This is a genomic window from Enterobacter cloacae complex sp. GYL001 (assembly GCF_049237125.1).
Taxonomy (GTDB): Bacteria; Pseudomonadota; Gammaproteobacteria; order Enterobacterales; family Enterobacteriaceae; genus Enterobacter; species Enterobacter hormaechei_C.
In genome coordinates, this window is the sequence record NZ_JBMKGW010000002.1 from 530,924 (window position 1) to 552,771 (window position 21,848).

Annotated in this window: 26 protein-coding genes; 14 read left to right on the forward strand and 12 right to left on the reverse strand. The window is 57.5% G+C overall.

The features are described from left to right. The first annotated feature begins 71 nt into the window (after positions 1–71). Genes ftsB through ACOTWU_RS06620 form a run of 6 tightly spaced genes read left to right on the forward strand, consistent with a single transcriptional unit; the run spans position 72 to position 4,000 of the window. Positions 72–383, forward strand: coding sequence for a cell division protein FtsB (ftsB, locus tag ACOTWU_RS06595; RefSeq protein WP_003862095.1), 312 nt, complete (start codon positions 72–74; stop codon positions 381–383). A 19-nt stretch (positions 384–402) separates the two neighbouring features. Then, positions 403–1,113 carry a 2-C-methyl-D-erythritol 4-phosphate cytidylyltransferase gene (gene ispD / locus ACOTWU_RS06600; RefSeq protein WP_032671932.1) on the forward strand — a complete coding sequence of 237 codons (711 nt, stop codon included), beginning with the start codon at positions 403–405 and terminating at the stop codon, positions 1,111–1,113. Next, positions 1,113–1,592: a 2-C-methyl-D-erythritol 2,4-cyclodiphosphate synthase gene (gene ispF, locus ACOTWU_RS06605; RefSeq protein WP_015571711.1), complete on the forward strand. Its 480-nt coding sequence runs from the start codon at positions 1,113–1,115 to the stop codon at positions 1,590–1,592. The genes ispD and ispF overlap by 1 nt, the downstream gene beginning before the upstream one ends. After that, positions 1,589–2,638, forward strand: a complete 1,050-nt coding sequence (gene truD / locus ACOTWU_RS06610; RefSeq protein WP_032619143.1) for a tRNA pseudouridine(13) synthase TruD — start codon at positions 1,589–1,591, stop codon at positions 2,636–2,638. The genes ispF and truD overlap by 4 nt, the downstream gene beginning before the upstream one ends. Further along, positions 2,619–3,380, forward strand: a complete 762-nt coding sequence (gene surE / locus ACOTWU_RS06615; RefSeq protein WP_017382816.1) for a 5'/3'-nucleotidase SurE — start codon at positions 2,619–2,621, stop codon at positions 3,378–3,380. The genes truD and surE overlap by 20 nt, the downstream gene beginning before the upstream one ends. After that, complete coding sequence (locus tag ACOTWU_RS06620; protein ID WP_015571709.1) at positions 3,374–4,000, forward strand: protein-L-isoaspartate(D-aspartate) O-methyltransferase; 627 nt, start codon at positions 3,374–3,376, stop codon at positions 3,998–4,000. The genes surE and ACOTWU_RS06620 overlap by 7 nt, the downstream gene beginning before the upstream one ends. A gap of 94 nt (positions 4,001–4,094) precedes the next feature. Here ACOTWU_RS06620 and ACOTWU_RS06625 read toward each other — a convergent pair whose 3' ends face one another. Next, the gene (locus ACOTWU_RS06625) at positions 4,095–4,235 is read right to left on the reverse strand and encodes a peptidase (protein ID WP_223230135.1); all 141 of its coding nucleotides are present in this window, start codon (positions 4,233–4,235) and stop codon (positions 4,095–4,097) included. Between ACOTWU_RS06625 and nlpD the strand changes: the two genes are divergently transcribed. Together nlpD and rpoS are read left to right on the forward strand one after the other, a co-directional pair. After that, positions 4,168–5,241 (forward strand): murein hydrolase activator NlpD, encoded by a 1,074-nt coding sequence (gene nlpD / locus ACOTWU_RS06630; RefSeq protein WP_232964265.1) that lies wholly within the window; start codon positions 4,168–4,170, stop codon positions 5,239–5,241. The genes ACOTWU_RS06625 and nlpD overlap by 68 nt on opposite strands. A 59-nt stretch (positions 5,242–5,300) precedes the next feature. Then, positions 5,301–6,293: an RNA polymerase sigma factor RpoS gene (gene rpoS, locus ACOTWU_RS06635; RefSeq protein WP_013098493.1), complete on the forward strand. Its 993-nt coding sequence runs from the start codon at positions 5,301–5,303 to the stop codon at positions 6,291–6,293. Positions 6,294–6,343: 50 nt separating this feature from the next. Here rpoS and ACOTWU_RS06640 read toward each other — a convergent pair whose 3' ends face one another. Together ACOTWU_RS06640 and ACOTWU_RS06645 are read right to left on the reverse strand one after the other, a co-directional pair. Then, on the reverse strand, positions 6,344–6,721 hold the full coding sequence (locus ACOTWU_RS06640; RefSeq protein ID WP_015571707.1) for a DUF4440 domain-containing protein: 378 nt from the start codon (positions 6,719–6,721) through the stop codon (positions 6,344–6,346). Next, the gene (locus ACOTWU_RS06645) at positions 6,718–7,920 is read right to left on the reverse strand and encodes an MFS transporter (RefSeq protein ID WP_126498810.1); all 1,203 of its coding nucleotides are present in this window, start codon (positions 7,918–7,920) and stop codon (positions 6,718–6,720) included. Before ACOTWU_RS06645 ends, ACOTWU_RS06640 begins: the two co-directional genes overlap by 4 nt. A gap of 109 nt (positions 7,921–8,029) precedes the next feature. Between ACOTWU_RS06645 and ACOTWU_RS06650 the strand changes: the two genes are divergently transcribed. Further along, positions 8,030–8,917 (forward strand): LysR family transcriptional regulator, encoded by an 888-nt coding sequence (locus ACOTWU_RS06650; protein ID WP_045907392.1) that lies wholly within the window; start codon positions 8,030–8,032, stop codon positions 8,915–8,917. Here the strand turns inward: ACOTWU_RS06650 and ACOTWU_RS06655 are convergent. Continuing rightward, on the reverse strand, positions 8,914–9,321 hold the full coding sequence (locus ACOTWU_RS06655) for a MarR family winged helix-turn-helix transcriptional regulator (protein WP_015571704.1): 408 nt from the start codon (positions 9,319–9,321) through the stop codon (positions 8,914–8,916). The two genes, ACOTWU_RS06650 and ACOTWU_RS06655, sit on opposite strands and share 4 nt — an antisense overlap. Before the next feature lie 174 nt (positions 9,322–9,495). Between ACOTWU_RS06655 and ACOTWU_RS06660 the strand changes: the two genes are divergently transcribed. The 3 genes from ACOTWU_RS06660 to ACOTWU_RS06670 are packed head-to-tail and all read left to right on the forward strand — an operon-like array spanning position 9,496 to position 11,747. Next, positions 9,496–10,098 (forward strand): non-oxidative hydroxyarylic acid decarboxylases subunit B, encoded by a 603-nt coding sequence (locus tag ACOTWU_RS06660; protein ID WP_003862111.1) that lies wholly within the window; start codon positions 9,496–9,498, stop codon positions 10,096–10,098. Beyond that, positions 10,088–11,515 carry a non-oxidative hydroxyarylic acid decarboxylases subunit C gene (locus ACOTWU_RS06665; protein WP_015571702.1) on the forward strand — a complete coding sequence of 476 codons (1,428 nt, stop codon included), beginning with the start codon at positions 10,088–10,090 and terminating at the stop codon, positions 11,513–11,515. The genes ACOTWU_RS06660 and ACOTWU_RS06665 overlap by 11 nt, the downstream gene beginning before the upstream one ends. A 10-nt stretch (positions 11,516–11,525) precedes the next feature. Continuing rightward, entirely contained in the window at positions 11,526–11,747 is a 222-nt protein-coding gene (locus tag ACOTWU_RS06670; RefSeq protein ID WP_100122782.1) for a non-oxidative hydroxyarylic acid decarboxylases subunit D, read from the forward strand. A gap of 140 nt (positions 11,748–11,887) precedes the next feature. On the opposite strand, the gene mutS is transcribed toward ACOTWU_RS06670, so the two are convergent. Both mutS and ACOTWU_RS06680 read right to left on the reverse strand, forming a co-directional pair. Continuing rightward, positions 11,888–14,449: a DNA mismatch repair protein MutS gene (gene mutS, locus ACOTWU_RS06675; RefSeq protein ID WP_017692766.1), complete on the reverse strand. Its 2,562-nt coding sequence runs from the start codon at positions 14,447–14,449 to the stop codon at positions 11,888–11,890. A gap of 113 nt (positions 14,450–14,562) precedes the next feature. Continuing rightward, the gene (locus ACOTWU_RS06680; RefSeq protein ID WP_017692767.1) at positions 14,563–14,793 is read right to left on the reverse strand and encodes a SymE family type I addiction module toxin; all 231 of its coding nucleotides are present in this window, start codon (positions 14,791–14,793) and stop codon (positions 14,563–14,565) included. A gap of 175 nt (positions 14,794–14,968) precedes the next feature. On the opposite strand from ACOTWU_RS06680, the gene ACOTWU_RS06685 reads away from it, so the two are divergent. Then, positions 14,969–15,313, forward strand: coding sequence for a nitrous oxide-stimulated promoter family protein (locus ACOTWU_RS06685; RefSeq protein WP_022649174.1), 345 nt, complete (start codon positions 14,969–14,971; stop codon positions 15,311–15,313). A 61-nt stretch (positions 15,314–15,374) separates the two neighbouring features. On the opposite strand, the gene flhA is transcribed toward ACOTWU_RS06685, so the two are convergent. The 6 genes from flhA to hypA form a co-directional block, all read right to left on the reverse strand. Next, on the reverse strand, positions 15,375–17,447 hold the full coding sequence (gene flhA / locus ACOTWU_RS06690; RefSeq protein ID WP_017382808.1) for a formate hydrogenlyase transcriptional activator FlhA: 2,073 nt from the start codon (positions 17,445–17,447) through the stop codon (positions 15,375–15,377). Positions 17,448–17,509: 62 nt separating this feature from the next. After that, positions 17,510–18,520 (reverse strand): hydrogenase expression/formation protein HypE, encoded by a 1,011-nt coding sequence (gene hypE / locus ACOTWU_RS06695; RefSeq protein ID WP_017692768.1) that lies wholly within the window; start codon positions 18,518–18,520, stop codon positions 17,510–17,512. Continuing rightward, on the reverse strand, positions 18,517–19,638 hold the full coding sequence (hypD, locus tag ACOTWU_RS06700; protein WP_017692769.1) for a hydrogenase formation protein HypD: 1,122 nt from the start codon (positions 19,636–19,638) through the stop codon (positions 18,517–18,519). The genes hypE and hypD overlap by 4 nt, the downstream gene beginning before the upstream one ends. A gap of 3 nt (positions 19,639–19,641) precedes the next feature. Further along, positions 19,642–19,914 carry a HypC/HybG/HupF family hydrogenase formation chaperone gene (locus ACOTWU_RS06705; protein ID WP_015571696.1) on the reverse strand — a complete coding sequence of 91 codons (273 nt, stop codon included), beginning with the start codon at positions 19,912–19,914 and terminating at the stop codon, positions 19,642–19,644. After that, on the reverse strand, positions 19,905–20,768 hold the full coding sequence (gene hypB, locus ACOTWU_RS06710) for a hydrogenase nickel incorporation protein HypB (protein ID WP_017382805.1): 864 nt from the start codon (positions 20,766–20,768) through the stop codon (positions 19,905–19,907). Before hypB ends, ACOTWU_RS06705 begins: the two co-directional genes overlap by 10 nt. 3 nt (positions 20,769–20,771) lie before the next feature. Then, complete coding sequence (gene hypA, locus ACOTWU_RS06715; RefSeq protein ID WP_006811742.1) at positions 20,772–21,122, reverse strand: hydrogenase maturation nickel metallochaperone HypA; 351 nt, start codon at positions 21,120–21,122, stop codon at positions 20,772–20,774. A 210-nt stretch (positions 21,123–21,332) separates the two neighbouring features. Between hypA and hycA the strand changes: the two genes are divergently transcribed. Next, positions 21,333–21,797: a formate hydrogenlyase regulator HycA gene (hycA, locus tag ACOTWU_RS06720; RefSeq protein WP_017382804.1), complete on the forward strand. Its 465-nt coding sequence runs from the start codon at positions 21,333–21,335 to the stop codon at positions 21,795–21,797. Positions 21,798–21,848: the final 51 nt, after the last annotated feature.

A 21,848-nucleotide genomic window follows, 5' to 3' on the forward strand; every position in this document is an offset into this window, starting at 1 on the left:
ATAATTAAAACCCCGCAGTAGAGTCCAGCGGAAAGTTATGGGATGATGATGCCGTTTTTTCAGGGGGCAGGATGGGTAAACTAACGCTGCTGTTGCTGGCTTTGCTGGTCTGGCTGCAATATTCGCTGTGGTTCGGCAAAAACGGACTGCACGACTACAGCCGGGTGAGCGATGACGTCGCGGCACAGCAGGCTACAAACGCCAAACTTAAAGCGCGTAACGATCAACTTTTTGCTGAAATTGATGACCTCAATGGCGGCCAGGAGGCGATTGAGGAACGCGCACGCAATGAACTCAGTATGACTAAGCCGGGCGAAACGTTTTATCGCCTGGTTCCGGATGCGTCTAAACGCAATCAGGGCTCCGCACAAAACAATCGATAATCAGGCCCAGGATTACGACATGGCAGCAACTTTTTCGGACGTCTGTGCCGTGGTGCCGGCCGCAGGTTTTGGCCGGCGCATGCAGACAGAATGTCCTAAGCAGTACCTCTCAATTGGCGATAAAACGATCCTCGAGCACGCCGTGGCAGCGCTGCTGTCGCATGCCCGGGTGAAACGCGTGGTTATTGCCATCAGCCCCGGCGATGCGCGTTTTGCACAGCTCCCGCTGGCAAATCATCCTCAGATTACCGTTGTTGACGGCGGCGCCGAGCGGGCCGACTCTGTTCTGGCGGGCATTCAGGCTGCCGGGAACGCGCAGTGGGTGCTGGTGCACGATGCCGCGCGTCCCTGTCTGCATCACGACGATCTGTCACGTCTGCTGGCCCTGAGTGAAACCAGTAACGTGGGCGGCATTCTGGCCGCCCCGGTGCGTGACACCATGAAGCGTGCCGAACCGGGTAAACCGGCGATTGCCCACACCGTCGAGCGCGTCGATCTCTGGCACGCGCTGACGCCACAATTTTTTCCCCTCCAATTACTCCACGACTGCTTAACGCGTGCGCTTAAAGAAGGTGCGACCATTACGGACGAAGCCTCGGCGCTGGAGTATTGCGGTTTCCACCCAACGCTTGTTGAAGGGCGCGCTGATAATATAAAAGTGACGCGCCCGGAAGACTTACAGCTCGCGGAATTTTATCTTACCCGTACGACCCCTCAGGAGAAGGCATAATGCGTATTGGACACGGTTTTGATGTACACGCCTTTGGCGGCGTTGGCCCAATTATCATTGGCGGCGTGCGCATTCCATACGAAAAAGGTTTGCTGGCGCATTCTGATGGCGACGTGGCGCTGCATGCGCTGACCGACGCGCTGCTGGGTGCCGCCGCGTTGGGCGACATTGGTAAACTGTTCCCGGACACCGATCCTGCTTTTAAAGGCGCAGACAGCCGCGAACTGCTGCGCGAAGCCTGGCGTCGTATTCAGGCCAAAGGCTACACCCTCGGCAACGTTGATGTGACGATCATTGCTCAGGCACCGAAGATGCTGCCGCACATCCCTCAGATGCGCGTGTTTATCGCTGAAGATCTGGGCTGCCATATGGACGACGTCAACGTCAAAGCGACCACCACGGAGAAGCTGGGCTTTACCGGTCGTGGCGAAGGCATTGCCTGTGAAGCCGTGGCGCTGCTGGTGAAGGCGGTCAAATGACGGATTTCGACAACCTGACGTATCTGCACGGCAAACCGCAGGGCAAGGGTCTGCTGAAAGCCAACCCTGAAGATTTCGTGGTAGTGGAAGATCTGGGTTTTGAGCCGGACGGCGAAGGCGAGCACATCCTGGTGCGCATTCTGAAAAACGGCTGCAACACCCGCTTCGTGGCGGACGCGCTGGCAAAATTCCTCAACATTCACGCCCGCGAGGTGAGCTTTGCCGGTCAAAAGGATAAGCATGCCGTGACCGAACAGTGGCTTTGCGCCCGCGTGCCCGGCAATGCCATGCCCGATTTAAGCAAATTTGAGCTTGAGGGCTGTAAGGTACTGGAGTATGCCCGCCACAAACGCAAATTGCGTCCGGGAGCGTTGAAAGGCAACGATTTCACGCTGGTGCTGCGTGAAGTGACCGACCGCGATGACGTTGAAAAACGCCTTAAGGCCATTACCGAACGCGGCGTGCCAAACTATTTTGGCGCACAGCGCTTTGGCATTGGTGGCAGCAACCTGCTGGGCGCGCTGCGCTGGGCGCAAAGCAGCGCGCCGGTGCGCGACAGGAATAAACGCAGTTTTTGGTTGTCGGCAGCCCGCAGTGCGTTGTTTAATCAGATTGTGAGCGAACGGCTGAAAAAACCGGACGCGAATCAAGTTGTTGTCGGCGATGCGCTACAATTAGCGGGACGCGGAAGCTGGTTTGTGGCAACGGCCGATGAGATGGCCGATGCCCAGTCGCGCGTGGACGCTAAATCGCTGATGATTACCGCCGCCTTGCCGGGCTCAGGCGACTGGGGAACCCAGGGCGAGGCGCTGGCCGCTGAGCAGTCAGCGGTGGCGGATGCGCCAGAATTACAATCATTGCTGGTGCGGGAAAAAGTCGAGGCGGCGCGCCGTGCGATGCTCCTCTACCCGCAACAGCTGAGCTGGAACTGGTGGGATGACGTAACCGTCGAGTTACGCTTCTGGCTGCCGGCAGGTAGCTTTGCCACCAGTGTTGTCAGGGAACTTATCAACACGTCGGGTGATTATGCGAATATTGCTGAGTAACGATGACGGGATCCATGCGCCAGGTATTCAGACGCTGGCGAAACACCTCCGCGAATTTGCGGATGTGCAGGTCGTGGCTCCCGATCGTAACCGCAGTGGCGCGTCTAACTCATTGACGCTGGAGTCTTCACTTCGCACCTTTACCTTTGAGAATGGCGATATTGCCGTCCAGATGGGGACGCCGACCGATTGCGTGTTTCTGGGCGTAAATGCGCTGATGCGCCCGCGGCCGGATGTTGTGGTCTCCGGCATCAATGCCGGGCCGAATCTTGGCGATGATGTGATTTACTCCGGCACCGTGGCCGCGGCGATGGAGGGGCGTCACCTGGGGTTCCCGGCGCTGGCGGTCTCGTTAAACGGCCACACCCACTATGACACTGCCGCCGCGGTAACCTGCTCTATTCTCCGTGCGCTTGGCCGCGAGCCGCTGCGTACCGGACGTATCCTCAATATTAACGTGCCGGATCTCCCGCTGGACGAGATTAAAGGGATCCGCGTGACGCGCTGCGGCAGTCGCCATCCGGCCGATCAGGTTATTCCCCAGCAGGATCCGCGCGGCAATACCCTGTACTGGATCGGCCCGCCGGGAGATAAATGCGATGCCGGGCCAGACACCGACTTCGCTGCGGTGGATGAGGGTTACGTTTCCGTTACGCCGTTGCACGTAGATTTAACCGCTTATAGCGCGCATGATGTGGTGTCGGACTGGTTAGATCGGGTCGGAGTGAACGCGCAATGGTAAGTAAACGTGTACAAACTCTTCTGGAACAATTACGCGCACAGGGGATCGCCAACGAGCAGGTGCTGGATGCGCTTGCCCAGGTTCCCCGTGAGAAGTTTGTAGATGAGGCGTTTGAACACAAAGCGTGGGAAAACGTGGCGCTGCCCATCGGGCAAGGCCAGACGATTTCGCAGCCTTACATGGTGGCGCGTATGACGGAGCTTCTGGAGTTAACGCCAGACTCCCGGGTGCTGGAAATTGGCACCGGTTCAGGGTATCAGACCGCGATCCTGGCCCACCTTGTGCACCATGTCTGTTCCGTGGAACGGATTAAAGGCTTGCAGTGGCAGGCGCGCCGTCGCCTGAAACAGCTTGATTTACATAATGTATCGACACGCCACGGCGATGGATGGCAGGGTTGGCAGGCTCGCGCCCCGTTTGACGCCATAATAGTCACGGCCGCGCCACCTGAAATTCCCGCTGCACTTCTCTCGCAGCTGGACGAGGGCGGCATTCTAGTTTTGCCCGTCGGCGATGAGCAGCAGCTTTTAAAGCGCGTTCGTCGACGCGGCGGCGAGTTTATTATCGATACCGTGGAAGCCGTGCGCTTTGTGCCCCTGGTTAAGGGCGAGCTGGCCTGAGACTCGGATTTTTCCAGGGTTATTGAGGCAAATTCAGCGTATGGTGTGGCGCGATAGGTTCGTGCCATCACGGTTATTTTTAAGTCACTGGTAGTTAACACATTCCTGGGGGATAAATGAGCGCGGGAAGCCCAAAATTCACCATCAGCCGTGTTGCGGCATTATCACTGGTTTCGCTCTGGCTGGCAGGCTGTACAAGTTCTGACAATGCACCTGCGCCCGTCAGTTCCGTCAATGGAACCAGCGGCTCGGGTAACACGTCCAGCGGAATGTTGATTACCCCTCCGCCTAAAATGGGTACGTCCACGGCGCAGCAAACTCCGCAGATCCAGCCGGTTCAGCGTCCAGTTACGCAGCCTTCGCAGATTCAGCCAGTGGATCAGCCTGTTCAGACCGAAAATGGCCGCATAGTGTATAACCGTAAGTATGGGAACATTCCGAAAGGTAGCTATACCGGCGGCAGCATCTATACCGTGAAGCGCGGCGATACGCTGTTCTATATTGCCTGGATCACCGGGAACGATTTCCGCGATCTGGCACAGCGAAACAACGTCCAGGCCCCGTATGGTCTGGAAGTCGGGCAAACGCTCCAGGTAGGCAATGCAACGGGTACCCCACTGACGCCTGGCAACACGGTTTCAGCGGCAGATGTGACGGCTCAAAATAACAGCGTTAAGCCTGCACAAAAATCCACCACGGTGGTTGCTTCACAACCTGTAATTACGTATTCTGAGGATTCAGGTGATCAGAGTGCTAACAAAATGTTGCCGAATAATAAAGGTACTGCGACTGTTGTCACAGCACCGACTACGGCACCTGTGGTTAGCTCTACTGTACCGACTGCAAGCAGTCAGAATGCCAGCTCGTCAATCACCACCTGGCGCTGGCCAACTGACGGCAAGATTATCGAGAACTTCGCTACCTCTGAGGGGGGCAACAAAGGGATCGATATCGCAGGCAGTAAAGGACAGGCAATCATCGCGACCGCAGACGGGCGCGTTGTCTATGCCGGTAACGCACTGCGCGGTTACGGTAATCTTATTATCATCAAACATAATGATGATTACCTGAGTGCCTACGCCCATAACGACACTATGCTGGTCCGGGAACAACAAGAAGTTAAGGCGGGGCAAAAAATCGCTACCATGGGTAGCACCGGAACCAGTTCTACACGCTTGCATTTTGAAATTCGTTACAAGGGGAAATCCGTAAACCCGCTGCAATATTTACCGCAGCGATAAATTGATGGGACATGCCAGCCAGGGTGTCTCGTCCAGGGATCACGGGTAGGAGCCACCTTATGAGTCAGAATACGCTGAAAGTTCATGATTTAAATGAAGACGCGGAATTTGATGAGAACGGAGCAGAGGCTTTTGACGAAAAAGCCTTAGTAGAAGAGGAACCCAGTGATAACGATTTGGCTGAAGAAGAGCTGTTATCGCAGGGTGCCACACAGCGTGTGCTGGACGCGACTCAGCTTTACCTTGGGGAGATTGGTTACTCCCCACTGCTAACGGCCGAAGAAGAAGTCTATTTCGCACGTCGTGCTTTGCGTGGTGATGTTGCCTCGCGTCGTCGCATGATCGAAAGTAACCTGCGACTGGTCGTGAAAATTGCCCGCCGTTACGGCAATCGTGGTCTGGCTCTGCTGGATCTGATTGAAGAGGGCAACTTAGGTCTCATCCGCGCAGTTGAGAAGTTTGACCCGGAACGCGGGTTCCGTTTCTCAACCTACGCGACCTGGTGGATTCGTCAGACCATCGAACGGGCTATTATGAACCAGACCCGTACGATTCGACTGCCGATCCACATCGTCAAAGAGTTGAATGTTTATCTGCGTACCGCGCGCGAGTTGTCCCATAAACTGGACCACGAGCCAAGTGCGGAAGAGATTGCAGAGCAACTCGACAAACCGGTTGATGACGTAAGCCGTATGCTGCGTCTCAACGAGCGCATTACCTCGGTTGACACCCCGCTGGGTGGCGACTCCGAAAAAGCGCTGCTGGACATCCTGGCCGATGAAAAAGACAACGGCCCGGAAGACACCACGCAGGACGATGACATGAAACAGAGCATCGTCAAATGGTTGTTCGAACTGAACGCCAAACAGCGTGAAGTGCTGGCACGTCGTTTCGGTTTACTGGGGTATGAAGCTGCGACACTGGAAGACGTCGGTCGTGAGATTGGCCTGACCCGTGAACGTGTTCGTCAGATTCAGGTTGAAGGACTACGCCGCCTGCGTGAAATCCTGCAAGGGCAAGGTCTGAATATCGAAGCGCTGTTCCGCGAGTAAGCAACCATTCGTCAGAAAAGGCCCGTCGTGAGACGGGCCTTTTTTATGCCTTACGGCTGCGCCGTTTCGTGCAGCAAACGCCAGGTGATGTTATCCCCTTCCTGATTAAGCACTGCGGTTGACCAGCGCACGTTGACGGGCTGGCCTGGCCGGGTTTGCGTCTCCCGGTAATGGAGCACTGCGCCGTTGTCCCATGTCTGAAGCGTTGTTAACGCATCAATGTCGATCCTGAGCCCCGGTCGGGTTCCCCGCTGCGCATATAAAAATTGGGCAAGCGCGTGATGATCTAAAGGGTTGCCACTCGGTGGAACCATCAGAAAATCCGGACGGAAACGGGCGAGCAGGGCGTCCCGATCGCCTTCGCCTGCACCTAACCAGTTTTCAAGGGCGACGTGAATGTCGAGGATCTCTTGTTCGAAATGGGTCATGGTTGCTCCTGTTGCAGTTGCGCAAGTAACTGCGTGTTGTTAAGACGGTAGACGTACAGTACGGGCAGTAGGGTGATGACTGCGGCAAAAACAAACATCCCGTGCCAGGCGGCCAGCGGCGCGAGATAATCCTGCATGCAGCTCAGCGCCTGCGCCAGCAGCAGAGCGCCCGCAAAAAAGCTCAACTGACGATTCAGATTCCATAGCGCGCTGGCATCGGGCATATCTTCCGGTCGCATCGTCAAAAACGCGCTGCTCTGAGCCGTACTGCTGCAAAGGCTTCCCCCTGCGCCCATCAGCGCAAACGCAACGGCAGGTAGCAGCATTGCCGGGCCGACGTTAACTAAAAGCAGAATGCCCGTCGCCTGCAACAGGCAACCGATGACCACCAGCGGCCGGGGGCCGATACGGTTGAAATAGCGTCCTGTCGCGGTGATAGCCAAAAACGAAGCCACAGACCACGGCAGCATAAGCATGCCCGTTGCGGCGGGTGTCATATTGGCCTCGCTCTGGAGGTAATACATGCCCGTTACGTTCACGCCGATAAAAATGCCGGGTACGCACACATAGATAAGCATGGATAAGCGCAACAGCGGATCCGTCAGCAAAGACAGGTTTACTGTCCTGGTGGTGTTTATCGGCGACGGTTCTGTTTTAAGCCACGCGCAGGCCAAAGCAAAGGTGACAATGGCGACGGGCAGGGTGGCAAAAAATATCCAGCGCCAGCTGAATGTCTGAACCAGCATACCGCCCACAGCCGGTGAGCACGCGGGGGCAAGCAGTGCGACGAGCATCACCGCCGAGGAGAGTCTGGCCCGCTCATGAGGCTTAAACTGTTGCCAGGTCAGCGCCTGACCAACCGGGATCAGTAAACCCCCTCCGGCGCCCTGTACGACTCGCCAGGCAATCAGACTTTCCAGCGAAGAGGAGAGACCCGCCGCAACGGAGGCCGCGCTAAAGAGAAGCAGTGAGAGCAGGATAACGCGCTTCGGCCCGACGCGGCGCGTCAGGATACTGCTGAAAGGGATGACTAGCGTCAGCCCGGCAATGTATCCGTTACTTACCCAGGCAAGCGCGGAAGGTGTGGTATTGAAAGCACGAGCCATCGCCGGAAAGGCGATACTGGCAATAAACATGTTTATCAAATCAAGGAAAAAGCCGAGCAGAAAGACGACGGCGATTTTGCTGCGATACGTCATGGAAGTTCCTCCGGTGAGGTGGCGTATCGTATCGGCCCGCGCGTTACGGATAAACGCGACAAAGCACGATATACTGTCAACATTATTTTGACAGTTAACCAGGCAAGCGATGCTTAATTTACAGCGTACGGCGATGTTTATCGCCGTAGCGGACACCGGCAGTTTCACCGCCGCAGCGGAGGCGATGGGGCTGACAAAAGCGGTGGTCAGCTTTCATATTCGTCAGCTTGAAGAGGAGCTGGGCGTCACCCTGTTGCTGCGAACCACCCGACGCCTGACGCTGACCGAGGCGGGGAAGCTCTTTCATCAACGAAGCGTGATGCTGTTACGGGATGCAGAGCGATTGCAGGATGATGTTCGCGCCAACCACGCCGGGCTGACGGGAGAACTGCGGATCACCACCACGCCCGAATATGGCTCGCAGGTGGTGGTGCCTTTGCTGGCTGAATTTAGCCAGCTGCACCCGGACCTTCGCGTGCGGCATGTCTCGTCCTCTTTGCATGCCGATCTTATCGCCGAGCGCTTCGATGTCGCTATCCGGCTCGGCACGCTTGCAGATTCGCGCTACCACGCCGCGTTGATGACCTCCTTCACCATCCTGCCCGTGGCAACGCCAGGCTGGCTGGCAAACCATCCGGTTAACTCGCTGGAGCAGCTGGCGGAAGCGGACTGGATCATTCACGAGCGTTTAACCTCGCCGCTGCGCTGGCAGGTGAGAGGCGTTGATGGGCAGCCGGTTTCCTTTGAGATCAAGAAAGCGCCGCGCCTGTATGCAGACAGCGCCCAGGCGCTGATGGCTTTTGCCCTCGCGGGATGTGGAGTGGCGCTGCTGCCGGAGTGGCTGGTGCGAAACGCACTGGATGCAGGGGAACTGGTCTCGCTGTTACCGGCGTACACGTTCGCTCAGCAGGGCATCTATGCCGTTTATCCTGATGCCCGGCATGTGCCCGCGAAAGTGCGAACATTTATTGATTTTATGCGCGTCAGGGTTACTTAATCCTGCATCATCTTTTTAATGAGCGCTGAAAATTGCTCTCGTTCCGCGCCGTTAAGGCGCCCTAAAAACGCCTCATCCACCTCATTTCCAATCGGTTTACTGCTCTCAAGCAGGGCCTCACCTTCGGCCGTCAGAAAGACAAACCGACGGCGCTTGTCCGCCGGATCGTGCTCGCGCCTGACCAGGCCGCGTGCTTCCATGCGGCTCAGCATTTCTGCCAGCGTCGCTTTGGTGCTCACAGCGACTTCAGTCAGGGCAACCTGCTCAATGCCAGGATTTTCAGCAATTGACCGCATCACCGCATACTGTGGCTTTGTCAGTTCGGGCAATGCGTGCTGCCACTGGGCGGTATGCTGTTGAAAAAGCTGACGTAGCAGGTGGAAAGCTTCTTGTCTTAACTCCATGGACACTCCGACGGAAAAATACTCCCTCTATGATAGCCGCTCTCGGGCTGAATTTTAACGCGAGAGTTTTTTAGCGATTAGTGTGATCGTATACGAACGATCTTGTCAGCAGCAGGATCAAGGCGTAGTTTAATTAATATGTTCGTATACGAACAAAACTAATTGAGGTGCTGAATGAGATTGATTGTGGGAATGACGGGCGCAACGGGTGCGCCATTAGGCGTGGCGTTGTTGCAGGCGCTGCGGGAAATGCCGGAGGTGGAAACGCATCTGGTGATGTCGAAGTGGGCAAAAACCACGATTGAGCTGGAAACGCCCTTCACTGCGCATGACGTTGCTGCCCTGGCGGATGTCGTCCATAGCCCGGCCGATCAGGCTGCCACCATCTCCTCCGGCTCGTTTCGCACCGACGGCATGATCGTCATCCCGTGCAGCATGAAAACGCTTGCGGGTATCCGCGCGGGCTACGCCGAAGGGCTGGTAGGGCGTGCGGCAGACGTGGTGCTGAAAGAGGGACGCAAGCTGGTGCTGGTTCCCCGTGAGACGCCGCTCAGCACCATCCATCTCGAGAACATGCTTGCCCTTTCCCGCATGGGCGTGGCGATGGTGCCGCCTATGCCTGCGTACTACAACCACCCGCAAACCGCCGATGACATTACCCAGCATATCGTGACCCGCGTTCTCGACCAGTTCGGTCTGGAGCATAAAAAAGCCCGACGCTGGGAAGGTTTGCAGGCAGCGAAACATTTTTCACAGGAGAATAAAGATGGCATTTGATGATTTGAGAAGCTTCTTGCAGGCGCTCGATGAGCAAGGGCAGCTGCTGAAAATTGAGGAAGAGGTAAACGCTGAGCCGGATTTAGCGGCGGCCGCCAACGCTACCGGGCGCATTGGCGATGGCGCGCCTGCGCTGTGGTTCGATAATATTCGCGGTTTCACCGATGCCCGTGTGGTGATGAACACTATCGGCTCGTGGCAAAACCACGCTATTTCGATGGGGCTGCCAGCGAATACCCCGGTGAAAAAACAGATCGACGAGTTTATTCGTCGCTGGGACAAATTCCCCGTCGCGCCAGAGCGTCGTGCAAACCCGGCCTGGGCGCAGAACACGGTGGACGGGGAAGACATTAACCTGTTCGACATTCTGCCGCTGTTCCGCCTGAACGACGGTGACGGGGGCTTTTATCTCGATAAAGCATGCGTTGTCTCCCGCGATCCGCTCGACCCCGATCACTTCGGCAAGCAGAACGTCGGGATCTATCGTATGGAAGTGAAGGGCAAGCGTAAGCTCGGCCTGCAACCGGTGCCGATGCACGATATTGCGTTGCATCTGCATAAGGCAGAAGAGCGCGGCGAAGACCTGCCAATTGCCATTACGCTGGGTAACGATCCGATCATCACCCTGATGGGCGCCACGCCGCTGAAATACGATCAGTCCGAGTATGAGATGGCCGGTGCGCTACGTGAAAGCCCGTATCCGATTGCGACGGCTCCGCTGACCGGTTTCGATGTGCCGTGGGGGTCGGAAGTGATCCTGGAAGGGGTGATTGAAGGCCGGAAACGTGAAATTGAAGGGCCCTTCGGTGAGTTTACCGGTCACTACTCCGGCGGGCGCAACATGACGGTTGTGCGTATCGACAAAGTTTCTTACCGCACTAAACCGATTTTCGAATCTCTCTACCTGGGCATGCCGTGGACCGAGATTGATTATCTGATGGGGCCCGCCACCTGCGTACCGCTCTATCAGCAGCTGAAGGCTGAATTCCCGGAAGTGCAGGCGGTAAACGCCATGTACACCCACGGTCTGCTGGCGATTATCTCCACTAAAAAGCGTTACGGCGGTTTTGCCCGTGCGGTCGGGCTCCGCGCCATGACTACGCCACACGGTCTGGGTTACGTGAAGATGGTGATTATGGTGGATGAAGATGTCGATCCGTTTAACCTGCCGCAGGTGATGTGGGCGCTGTCATCGAAGGTCAATCCGGCAGGCGATCTGGTGCAGCTACCGAATATGTCTGTGCTCGAGCTTGACCCCGGCTCCAGCCCGGCGGGGATCACTGACAAGCTGATCATTGATGCCACCACCCCTGTTGCCCCGGACAACCGTGGTCACTACAGCCAGCCGGTACAGGATCTCCCTGAAACCAAAGCCTGGGCCGAAAAACTGACCGCGATGCTGGCGGCACGTCAATAAGGAGGAAAAAATGATTTGTCCACGTTGTGCCGATGAACATATTGAAGTGATGGCAACATCACCGGTGAAAGGTGTCTGGACGGTATACCAGTGTCAGCACTGTCTGTATACCTGGCGCGATACCGAACCGCTGCGCCGTACCAGCCGCGAGCATTACCCGGAAGCGTTCCACATGACGCAGAAGGATATTGATGAGGCGCCGCAGGTGCCGACGATCCCGCCGCTGCTGTAAAAAAAGCCCGGTGGCGGCTGCGCTTACCGGGCGATAATATTGTGCGGTCCTTTGCCCGGTGGCGCTACGCTTACCGGGCCTACGGGTTTTGTAGGCCGGGTAAGGCGAAGCCGCCACCCGGCAAAAAAGACCGCAGAGAACTAAACCAGACTCTTCAACCGATAAATCCACTCCAGCGCCTGTCGCGGCGTCAGGGAATCCGGGTCGAGATTTTCCAGCGCTTCCACGGCCGGAGAGGTCTCTTCCGGGACCGCCAGCAGTGACATCTGCGTACCATCTATCTGCGTCGCCGCCGCATTCGGTGACAAACTTTCCAGTTCACGCAGTTTCTGACGCGCGCGCTTGATCACCTCTTTTGGCACGCCCGCCAGCGCCGCGACGGCCAGGCCATAACTCTTGCTTGCCGCGCCGTCCTGCACCGTGTGCATAAAGGCGATGGTGTCGCCGTGCTCAAGCGCATCAAGGTGGACGTTAGCCACGCCTTCCATTTTCTCTGGCAGCTGTGTCAGTTCGAAATAGTGCGTTGCGAACAGCGTCAGCGCCTTGATTTTATTTGCCAGACTTTCCGCGCACGCCCAGGCCAGGGACAGGCCGTCATAGGTGGAGGTACCGCGTCCTACTTCGTCCATCAACACCAGACTGTTCTCTGTCGCGTTATGCAGAATGTTGGCGGTTTCGGTCATCTCGACCATAAAGGTAGAGCGACCGCTCGCCAGATCGTCCGCAGCACCCACACGGGTGAAGATACGGTCGATAGGGCCAATCTCAACCTTCTGCGCCGGAACGTAGCTGCCGATGTAGGCGAGCAGCGCGATAAGGGCTGTCTGGCGCATATAGGTACTTTTACCGCCCATGTTGGGACCGGTAATGATCAGCATTCTTCGCTGCGGTGACAGGTTCAACGGGTTGGCAATAAACGGCTCGTTCAGCACCTGCTCAACCACCGGGTGGCGGCCTTCGGTAATGCGAATGCCGGGTTTGTCAGTAAAGGTCGGACAGGTGTAGTTCAGCGTATCGGCGCGCTCGGCCAGGTTTACCAGGACATCCAGCTCGGCCAGCGCAGCGGCGCTCAGTTGCAGGTCAGCCAGGTGCGGCATCAGGATGTCAAACAGCTCGTCATACAGCTGTTTCTCCAGCGCCAGCGCTTTACCTTTCGACGTGAGCACTTTGTCTTCGTACTCTTTCAGCTCGGGAATAATGTAGCGCTCGGCATTTTTCAGCGTCTGGCGGCGAACGTAGTGAATCGGCGCCAGGTGACTCTGCCCACGGCTGATCTGGATATAGTAACCGTGTACCGCGTTGTAGCCGACTTTCAGGGTGTCGAGCCCCAGACGTTCACGCTCGCGGATTTCCAGCTTATCCAGATAATCCGTCGCGCCATCGGCCAGCGCACGCCATTCGTCCAGCTCTTCGTTATAACCTGGAGCAATAACCCCGCCATCCCGCACCAGAACAGGCGGCGCATCAATGATGGCGCGTTCCAGCAGTTCGCGAAGCTCGGTAAATTCGCCCATGGTTTCGCGCAGCTTCTGCACTGGCGCGCTGTCGATCTCTCCCAGCTGAGCACGCAGTTCCGGCAACTGCTGGAACGCGTGACGCATACGGGCAAGATCGCGTGGACGCGCGGTGCGCAGTGCCAGGCGCGCCAGGATACGCTCAAGATCACCCACCTGACGCAGCACCGGCTGCAAGTCGGTGTAACGATCCTGCAATGCGGCAATGGTTTGCTGGCGGCCGATCAGCGTGTCGGTATTGCGGATCGGCATATGCAGCCAGCGTTTGAGCATACGGCTGCCCATGGGGGTAACCGTGCTGTCGAGAACCGACGCCAGCGTATTTTCCATGCCGCCAGCGAGGTTCTGAGTGATCTCCAGGTTGCGGCGCGTGGCGGCATCCATGATGATGCTGTCCTGCTGACGCTCCATGGTAATGGAACGGATATGGGGCAGGGCGGTACGCTGCGTATCCTTAACGTACTGCAACAGGCAGCCTGCGGCACACAGCCCGCGCGGGGCGTTTTCTACGCCAAAGCCAATCAAATCTCGCGTGCCAAATTGCAGGTTCAGCTGCTGGCGCGCGGTATCAATTTCGAACTCCCACAGTGGACGACGACGCAGGCCGCGGCGACCTTCAATCAGCGCCGTCTCGGCGAAATCCTCTGCATAAAGCAGTTCTGCCGGATTGGTGCGCTGTAGTTCAGCCGCCATGGTTTCACGGTCAGCCGGTTCACTCAGGCGAAAACGACCGGAGCTGATATCCAGCGTGGCGTAGCCAAACCCTTTACCGTCCTGCCAGATCGCCGCCAGCAGGTTATCCTGGCGCTCCTGAAGCAGGGCCTCATCACTGATGGTTCCCGGCGTCACGATGCGTACGACTTTGCGCTCAACGGGGCCTTTCGACGTGGCCGGGTCGCCAATTTGTTCGCAGATAGCGACAGACTCACCCTGGTTCACCAGCTTCGCCAGATAGTTTTCAACCGCGTGATGCGGGATACCTGCCATCGGGATGGGCTCGCCTGCTGACGCGCCACGTTTCGTCAGGGAAATGTCGAGCAGCTGAGACGCACGTTTCGCATCGTCATAAAAAAGCTCGTAAAAATCGCCCATACGGTAAAACAGCAAAATTTCCGGATGCTGTGCCTTCAGCTTCAGGTACTGCTGCATCATTGGCGTATGCGCGTCGAAATTGTCGATTGTGCTCATGGAGTTATGATATCCATTTCTTTGAAAATATTACGCTTTGAGCGGCTCAATGGCCGATTGTTCCTTCTATTGTCGCATGAAAAAAAGGTGCGGCGCAGAAAAAAGTCACGACTTTACGAGGCATCTTCCACCATTAATTCAATGATGATTTTCCCGTGCTCGACGCCCACCCGAACCTGCGAGTTGGTGGTAAATCCCGCTTGCTCAAGCCAGTCGCCTTTCAGGCTCAGCGCTGCGTGTACGCTGTAGCGTTTTGGAATTTTCGTTTTACGGTCTTCATGACGTTTTCTGAAGTAACCCACTTTCAAGTGACGATAGGGTTTGGCGATCGCGATCTCTTGCATAAGCTCTCCGGTGAATGCGGTCAAAGGTGGTTATTTATGCCTGTATAAAATACCAGTAAAACGCAGCGGGGGGCGGGGTAATTCTGGAAGGGCGCTTCAGAAAATGGAATGCAATGACTGAAAATGTGCGGATAAAAGGGTATTATAAATGCACTTTATTGTTGAGGACGACGTTATGTCCGGTAAACGTATTTCACGAGAAAAAAAGACGATCGCCAGAATGATCGCCCTGTACGAAAACAGGTGTCCGCACGCCATAAAAGAAGAGGGGCACTATTCAGCGCTCAAGGCTTATGCCGATAAGCGGCTGGATAAATGCGTGTTTGGTGAGGAAAAACCTGCCTGCAAACAGTGCCCTGTGCACTGTTATCAGCCCGCCCGACGGGAAGAGATGAAGCAGGTGATGCGCTGGGCAGGGCCACGTATGTTATGGCGCCATCCGATTCTGACCATCCGTCATCTGATCGACGATCGCCGTCCGGTTCCGGAATTACCCGAAAAGTATCGGCCCAAAAAATAACCGGCTCCGCGCCGCAGTGGGCGACAAATTACGCGCAGGGCGACGTCGCCGGAATGACGGGTTAATTCAGACTCTCTTTATCGATTCCCAGACGCTTCATGCGCGAGAGCAGGGTGGTACGCTTCAGCCCCAGCCGTTGCGCCGCACCTTTCGGTCCGGCTACCACGCCGTTGGTCTCCTTCAGCACTCGCATAATGAGCTGATATTCATCTTCTCCCTCTTTCGCAAGCTCGGTTGCGGTCACGGTCGTTTCAGAAGGAGTAACCTCTGGCAGGGAGAGCTGGAGCACGTTCCCGCGGGTCAGCAGGACCGCGCGTTCAATGACGTTTTCCAGCTCGCGCACGTTCCCCGGCCACTCCATCGCCGAGAGTGTGCGTAGCGTTTCGGCAGGAATACTGTCGATATTTCGCCCCATCCGGCGGGCAATCTTCGCGGTAAAGGCTTTCACCAGCAGTGGAATATCTTCCGGGCGCTCGCGCAGCGGCGGCAGGCAGATCGGGAAGACGTTCAGGCGATAGTAAAGATCGCTGCGAAACTCGCGGTCGGCGACCATTTTTTTTAGATCGCGATTGGTGGCGGCAATAAGACGCACGTCGGTCTGGATCAGCTTGTTGCTGCCGAGGCGCTCGAACTCCTGCTCCTGCAAAACGCGCAGCAGCTTGGGCTGAAGCTCCAGCGGCATATCGCCCACTTCGTCGAGGAACAACGAGCTTTTATCCGCCAGTTCAAAACGGCCCAGCCGCTGGCTGCTGGCGCCGGTAAAGGCGCCGCGCTCGTGGCCGAACAGGTCGCTTTCCAGTAAGCCCGCAGGCATCGCCGCGCAGTTCATCTTCACCATCCGGCGGCTATTGCGGTTGCTCAGGTTGTGGATCGCCCGGGCAATCAGCTCTTTCCCGGTACCGGTTTCACCGAGGATCAGCACCGTGCTGTCGCTCTGCGCCACCATTTCCACCTGCTTAAGGACGCTGTACATGGCATCGCTGCGCCCGATGATTTCGCCAAACTCGCTGTCCACGTTGTTGAGCTGCTCGGTCAGCGCCAGGTTTTCGTCCACCAGCCGCTCCTTCAGGCGATGGATCTCCTGATAGGCGAGGGCGTTATCCAGCGCAATGGAGATACGCTCGGCGATCTGGCGCAGCAGCTTCAGGTTAGCGGTGGTAAATACGGCTTCATCGCACTGCGCCAGTTTAAGCACGCCGAGCATGGTGTTGCCGGACATCAGCGGCAGCAGGCACAGGGTCTGGATCTTGTTGCCCCAGGTGTTGAACAACATCCGCTCGTAGGGGGCTACCGGATCCTGTTCATTGAGATTGAGCAGCAGGATCTCTTTGCTTTTAAATACCCGCTCGGACAGCGTTCCCGCTTCGTCCACTTCGCTCTGCTCGTGCGCCGGGTTGGCTTCATCAAGGTAGTGGGTGGAGTAGATGTTGAGCTTGCCTTTCCGGTTGCCGCGTAGCGCAATGCTGATGGCATCGATTTTAAAATAGTGATGGATCTCTTTTGACACTTCGCTGACCAACTCATCCATGTCCAGGCGGGAGAGCACGGCGTTGGTGATGGCAACCAGAATGCGGAAGTTATCGCGCTCGCGGCTCAGCAGGTCGTAGTCCACATTATTGGTGACGCGGCTTTGGATCTGCTCCGCGACAACGGCCACAATCTGGGTAAAGGTGTGCAGGCGTTCGTACTCCGCCTCGCTCCAGGGCTGGTCGGTATCGCGGATAAACTCGCAGCCGCCAAAAATTTGCCCTTCCACCGCCAGCGGCAGCATGCTGTAGTGGCCGAATGGGTGGTAAAGATTGCTCTCTGCCAGCTTCGGCCAGGCCTGGCGAAACTGGTCAAAATTGCAGTGCAGCGCTTCCGGGCGGGAGAGGATACGCCGCACCGGGCCGTGGGCCAGAAACGTTTCATCTTCATATTCGAAGATTTTGCCGTTATCACGCGTTGAGAAATAGCTCGCGCGGTGGGTTGCGCTATGCCAGAGCACAATGGCGGCGCTGTCCGCCAGCGCTGATTGCCTGACCAGCCGCGTCAGGGCATCGCTCAGCGCGCCGAGATCGGGCTGTTGTAAAAGTGTGCGCGTGATGTCAAACAGGCCCTGCTGTCCAAGATCGCTCATCGGTGTATACGGCATTGTTGCTTTCCAATAGAAACTGGCAAAAAGAGAAATTCAGCGCTGACCGCTTTTGGCGCGGTCTAGCAAATTCGGGGTAACGGTTCAGCGTGCGGCAGATCCAGCGTGCGCTTCACGCCGTAAAGCCCGGTCAGGCGCACCCCTTTGCGCTCAACCACGTCGCCGATGATGGCCGCGTCTTTCCCTAAAGGATGCGTGCGCAGCTGTGCAAGTACGGCTTCCGCCGCCGCGCGTTCCACGCCGATCACCAGCTTGCCCTCATTGGCAAAGTTAAGCGGGTTTAGACCTAGTAGCTCGCACAGCCCGCGCACGGCGGGCTTAACGGGCAGGCCGCGCTCGGTCAGCTCAATCCCGCAGCCGCAGCTTGCCGCGAACTCGTGCACGACGGCATTCACGCCGCCCCGCGTGGCGTCGCGCAGGGCTTTTACGCCCGGCATGTCGCGCAGCGTCTGGATCAGCGGCGTGAGTACCGCGCAGTCACTGCGCAGCTCGCCATCCAGCCCCAGGCCTTCGCGCAGGTTCAGGATGGTTGCCCCGTGGCAGCCCAGCGTGCCGCTGACAATCAGCACGTCGCCTGCGCAAAGCTGCTGCGCGCCCCAGTGAATGTCGGCAGGGATCGCGCCCATCCCGGCTGTGTTGATGAAGAGCTTATCCGCCGCGCCGCGCTGCACCACCTTGGTATCCCCGGTGACGATGGCGATCCCCGCCTCGCGGGCGGTGTGCGCCATGCTGTTGACCACCGCCGTGAGCGTCTCCATTGGTAACCCTTCTTCGAGGATAAACCCGCAGGAGAGGTAGCGGGGGATCGCGCCGCTGACGGCGACGTCGTTTGCCGTGCCGCAGACGGCGAGCTTGCCGATATCGCCTCCCGGGAAGAACAGCGGGTCAATCACGTAGCTGTCGGTAGAGAACGCCAGCCTGTCACCGTGGGCGGTCAGGGCCGCGAGGTCAATACGCGCCTGATCTTCCTGCTCGGCGAGCCAGGGGTTATTAAAGGCTTCCATAAACAGCCGGTTAATCAGCTGCTGCATCGCCTGTCCACCGCTTCCGTGCGCCATTTCCACCGTGTTCATGCTTCACACTCCTGGTTGCGATAGTGATACCACGCGGCGCATGCCCCTTCGGAAGAGACCATCAGCGCGCCAAACGCGGTTTGCGGGTTACAGGCGTTGCCAAATAACGGGCAGTGATGAGGTTTGCATTTGCCGGTGAGTACGTCGCCACAGCGGGCGCGGGGATCGTCGCACACCTGCTGCGGCTGCGGGCGGAAATGCGCTTCGGCGTCGAAGGCGCGATACGCGGGCGTCAGGTGTACGCCGGATTCGGCAATCAGCCCCAGTCCGCGCCACTCGCTGTCGCCTTCGACGCTAAACACGTCGGCTATGGCCTGCTGTGCCCGTCTGTTACCTGCATCGGGCACCACGCGACGATACTGATTTTCCACCGCACTCAGGGCCGCTATTTTCTGCTCAACCAGCATGGTCACGCCTTGCAGTAGATCAAGTGGCTCGAAACCAGCCACCACTAACGGACGATTGTACTGTTCAGCGATAAAACCGTAGGCTTCTGTGCCGATCACCATGCTGACGTGGCCCGGCGCCAGAAACGCGTCGATACCGTTATCCGGCGCTTCAAGCAGGCTGCGCAGCGTGGGAATAAGCGTGATGTGCTGGCAGAAAAAGTAAAAGTTAGTGACGTTGCGGGCTTTCGCCTGCTGGAGGGTAATGGCGGTGGCGGGCATGGTGGTTTCAAAACCCAGCCCGAAAAAGACGACCTTACGCTCAGGATTAGCCATCGCCAGCGTCAGGGCATCCATCGGTGAGTAGACGATCCGCACGTCCGCGCCGCGCGCCTTCGCCTGGAGCAGCGAGCCATTTTTTCCCGGAACACGCATGGCGTCGCCAAAGGTGCAAAAAATCACACCGGGGCGGCTGGCGATGTCGATACAGCTGTCGATGCGCCCCATCGGCAGCACGCACACCGGGCAGCCGGGGCCGTGGATAAACTCGATGTTCTCCGGCAGCAGCTGGTCGAGGCCAAATTTAAAGATGGCGTGGGTGTGTCCGCCGCACACCTCCATGATCCGCAGCGGTTTTTCTTTCGTGTAGTCCAGCAGCGAGGCGCGGGTTTTCAGGCGATCGATAAGCTGCAACACCTGCTCCGGCGCGCGATATTCATCAACGTAACGCATGTGTTATCGCTCCTCGCCATACAGCAGGGCGCCCACGTCCGGCTCGACGTCAAACATATTCTGTAGCGCATCCAGCGTGTCGCGGGCTTCTTCCTCATTAATCACGCTCATGGCAAAACCCACGTGAACCAGCACCCACTGGCCGAGACGCGTTGCGCCGGTCTCATCGTGGCTGCCTACCAGCGTCAGGTCGACATCGCGCAGGATGCCGCAGACCTCCACTTTGGCCTGATTGCCGTCGAGGGAATGAATTTGTCCGGGGACGCCTATGCACATCGTTCGTTCTCCAGCCAGTTCAGCCAGGCGTCCATCCCGTCGCCGCGCGTGGCGGAAAGCAGCAGGATCTCAATGTCCGGGTTCACTTCCCGGGCGTAAGCCAGGCACTTATCCACGTCGAAATTCAGGTACGGCAGCAGGTCGACCTTGTTCAGCAGCATGAGGGAGGCGGCGGCAAACATATGCGGATATTTCAGCGGCTTGTCTTCTCCTTCGGTCACGGAGAGCACCGCCACTTTATGCCGCTCGCCGAGGTCGAAGCTTGCCGGGCAGACCAGGTTGCCGACGTTTTCAATAAACAGGATACCGTTATCCGCCAGCGGCAGGCGCGGGGCGGCGTCGGCAATCATCTGCGCGTCCAGGTGGCACCCTTTCCCGGTGTTGACCTGAATCGCAGGCGTACCGGTTTCGCGGATGCGCGCGGCGTCGTTTACCGTTTGCTGGTCGCCTTCGATTACGGCGCAGGAGACGTGTTCGTTCAGACGTTTAAGGGTTTCGGTCAGCAGCGTGGTTTTACCGGAGCCGGGGCTGGAGACCAGGTTCAGCACCAGCTGTTCGCGCGCGGCAAAGCGGGCGCGATTGCGGGCGGCGAGCTGGTTATTCTTGTCCAGCACGTTGATCTCCACCTCCAGCATCTGGCGCTGGCTGATGCCCGGCGCGTGCGTACCCGCTTCGCCATGGCCGTAATGGAGGTCGCCCGCGTCGGAACGCTGCGGGGCAAAGGTGATGCCGGTCAGTGCCGCCGCGGGACGCGGGGCAGGGGAAAAGGGCGCGGAGCGAAACGCGGAGTGGGGACGGTGTTCATCCCCTTCTATATACAGGTTGCCTTCAGCGCAACCGCAGGTACTACACATACATTACTCCTTCTCGATTTCGAGGCGTTGGATCTGCATACCGTCATCCGCCACGATGCGCAGCCCGCTGCTCTGGCACTGCGGACAGCGCTGCACCTTCGATGACAGCAGCGTGACGTACTCCTGACACTGCTCGCACCAGCACTCTGCCTGCTGCTCTTCAATATGCAGCTCGCAGCCTTCCGCCAGCGTGCCGCGGCATACCAGCTCAAAACAGAAGGTGAGGGCGCTGGTCTCGACGCAGGAAAACGCCCCGACCTTCAGCCAGACGCCGGTGACGCGTTTCGCGTGGTTTTGCACTGCCTGCTGTTCGATAAGTTCCAGTGCCCGCTGGCAGAGGGTAATTTCGTGCATGACGCCTCCTTAATGAATTGCCCCTTCAATGCAATAACGGTGCCAGCTTGATTTGCGTTATGGCGTGACGATGTCAACGCTGTCGAAATGACACGTCGACACCGCGGCGATGACAGTGCGCTTCTCTTTAAAATCCATTTAAATCAATAAATTAAAAACTGGCACGAAATCTGCTTAACAGCCGCTAACTCCATTAACCGGATACCTTTTATGACTATTTGGGAAATTAGCGAAAAAGCGGATTACATCGCGCAACGTCATCAGCAGCTCCAGGAGCAATGGCACCTGTACTGCAATTCACTGATCCAGGGGATTACGCTGTCGAAGGCCCATCTGCATCACGCCATGAGCTGTGCGGCGCAGGGGGATATGCGTTTTGTCCTGTTCGGTCACTTTACGATTTACGTCACCCTGGCGGAGACCTTCAACAGCCACACGATTGAGTACTACGTCGAGACGAAAGAGGGCGACAGGCACTGCATCGCCCGGGCGCAGCTGATGGCGGACGGCATGGTGGACGGTCATGTCAGCAACCGCGATCGCCAGCAGGTGCTGGAGCACTATCTGGAGAAAATCGCGCCGGTTTATAACGGCCTCTACGCCGCCGTTGAGCACGATCGGCCAGTCAACCTGAAACAGCTGATCGACGGAAAATCCTCCGCGAACGTGGCCTGAAAAGCGAGTGTCGAGAAGTGTCGATAAGACAGTTTTTTTCGTCAAAAATGA

Coding starts and splice junctions, on each gene's coding strand:
- ACOTWU_RS06680 (WP_017692767.1), bottom strand. CDS start 14,793: ATGCAAGAGATCGCGATCGCCAAACCCTATCGTCACTTGAAAGTGGGT.
- ftsB (WP_003862095.1), top strand. CDS start 72: ATGGGTAAACTAACGCTGCTGTTGCTGGCTTTGCTGGTCTGGCTGCAA.
- surE (WP_017382816.1), top strand. CDS start 2,619: ATGCGAATATTGCTGAGTAACGATGACGGGATCCATGCGCCAGGTATT.
- hypE (WP_017692768.1), bottom strand. CDS start 18,520: ATGAACACGGTGGAAATGGCGCACGGAAGCGGTGGACAGGCGATGCAG.
- hycA (WP_017382804.1), top strand. CDS start 21,333: ATGACTATTTGGGAAATTAGCGAAAAAGCGGATTACATCGCGCAACGT.
- ispF (WP_015571711.1), top strand. CDS start 1,113: ATGCGTATTGGACACGGTTTTGATGTACACGCCTTTGGCGGCGTTGGC.
- ACOTWU_RS06665 (WP_015571702.1), top strand. CDS start 10,088: ATGGCATTTGATGATTTGAGAAGCTTCTTGCAGGCGCTCGATGAGCAA.
- ACOTWU_RS06685 (WP_022649174.1), top strand. CDS start 14,969: ATGTCCGGTAAACGTATTTCACGAGAAAAAAAGACGATCGCCAGAATG.
- hypB (WP_017382805.1), bottom strand. CDS start 20,768: ATGTGTAGTACCTGCGGTTGCGCTGAAGGCAACCTGTATATAGAAGGG.
- hypD (WP_017692769.1), bottom strand. CDS start 19,638: ATGCGTTACGTTGATGAATATCGCGCGCCGGAGCAGGTGTTGCAGCTT.
- ACOTWU_RS06620 (WP_015571709.1), top strand. CDS start 3,374: ATGGTAAGTAAACGTGTACAAACTCTTCTGGAACAATTACGCGCACAG.
- ACOTWU_RS06655 (WP_015571704.1), bottom strand. CDS start 9,321: ATGGAGTTAAGACAAGAAGCTTTCCACCTGCTACGTCAGCTTTTTCAA.
- rpoS (WP_013098493.1), top strand. CDS start 5,301: ATGAGTCAGAATACGCTGAAAGTTCATGATTTAAATGAAGACGCGGAA.
- ACOTWU_RS06660 (WP_003862111.1), top strand. CDS start 9,496: ATGAGATTGATTGTGGGAATGACGGGCGCAACGGGTGCGCCATTAGGC.
- ACOTWU_RS06640 (WP_015571707.1), bottom strand. CDS start 6,721: ATGACCCATTTCGAACAAGAGATCCTCGACATTCACGTCGCCCTTGAA.
- hypA (WP_006811742.1), bottom strand. CDS start 21,122: ATGCACGAAATTACCCTCTGCCAGCGGGCACTGGAACTTATCGAACAG.
- ACOTWU_RS06650 (WP_045907392.1), top strand. CDS start 8,030: ATGCTTAATTTACAGCGTACGGCGATGTTTATCGCCGTAGCGGACACC.
- ACOTWU_RS06705 (WP_015571696.1), bottom strand. CDS start 19,914: ATGTGCATAGGCGTCCCCGGACAAATTCATTCCCTCGACGGCAATCAG.
- flhA (WP_017382808.1), bottom strand. CDS start 17,447: ATGCCGTATACACCGATGAGCGATCTTGGACAGCAGGGCCTGTTTGAC.
- ACOTWU_RS06645 (WP_126498810.1), bottom strand. CDS start 7,920: ATGACGTATCGCAGCAAAATCGCCGTCGTCTTTCTGCTCGGCTTTTTC.
- mutS (WP_017692766.1), bottom strand. CDS start 14,449: ATGAGCACAATCGACAATTTCGACGCGCATACGCCAATGATGCAGCAG.
- ACOTWU_RS06670 (WP_100122782.1), top strand. CDS start 11,526: ATGATTTGTCCACGTTGTGCCGATGAACATATTGAAGTGATGGCAACA.
- ispD (WP_032671932.1), top strand. CDS start 403: ATGGCAGCAACTTTTTCGGACGTCTGTGCCGTGGTGCCGGCCGCAGGT.
- truD (WP_032619143.1), top strand. CDS start 1,589: ATGACGGATTTCGACAACCTGACGTATCTGCACGGCAAACCGCAGGGC.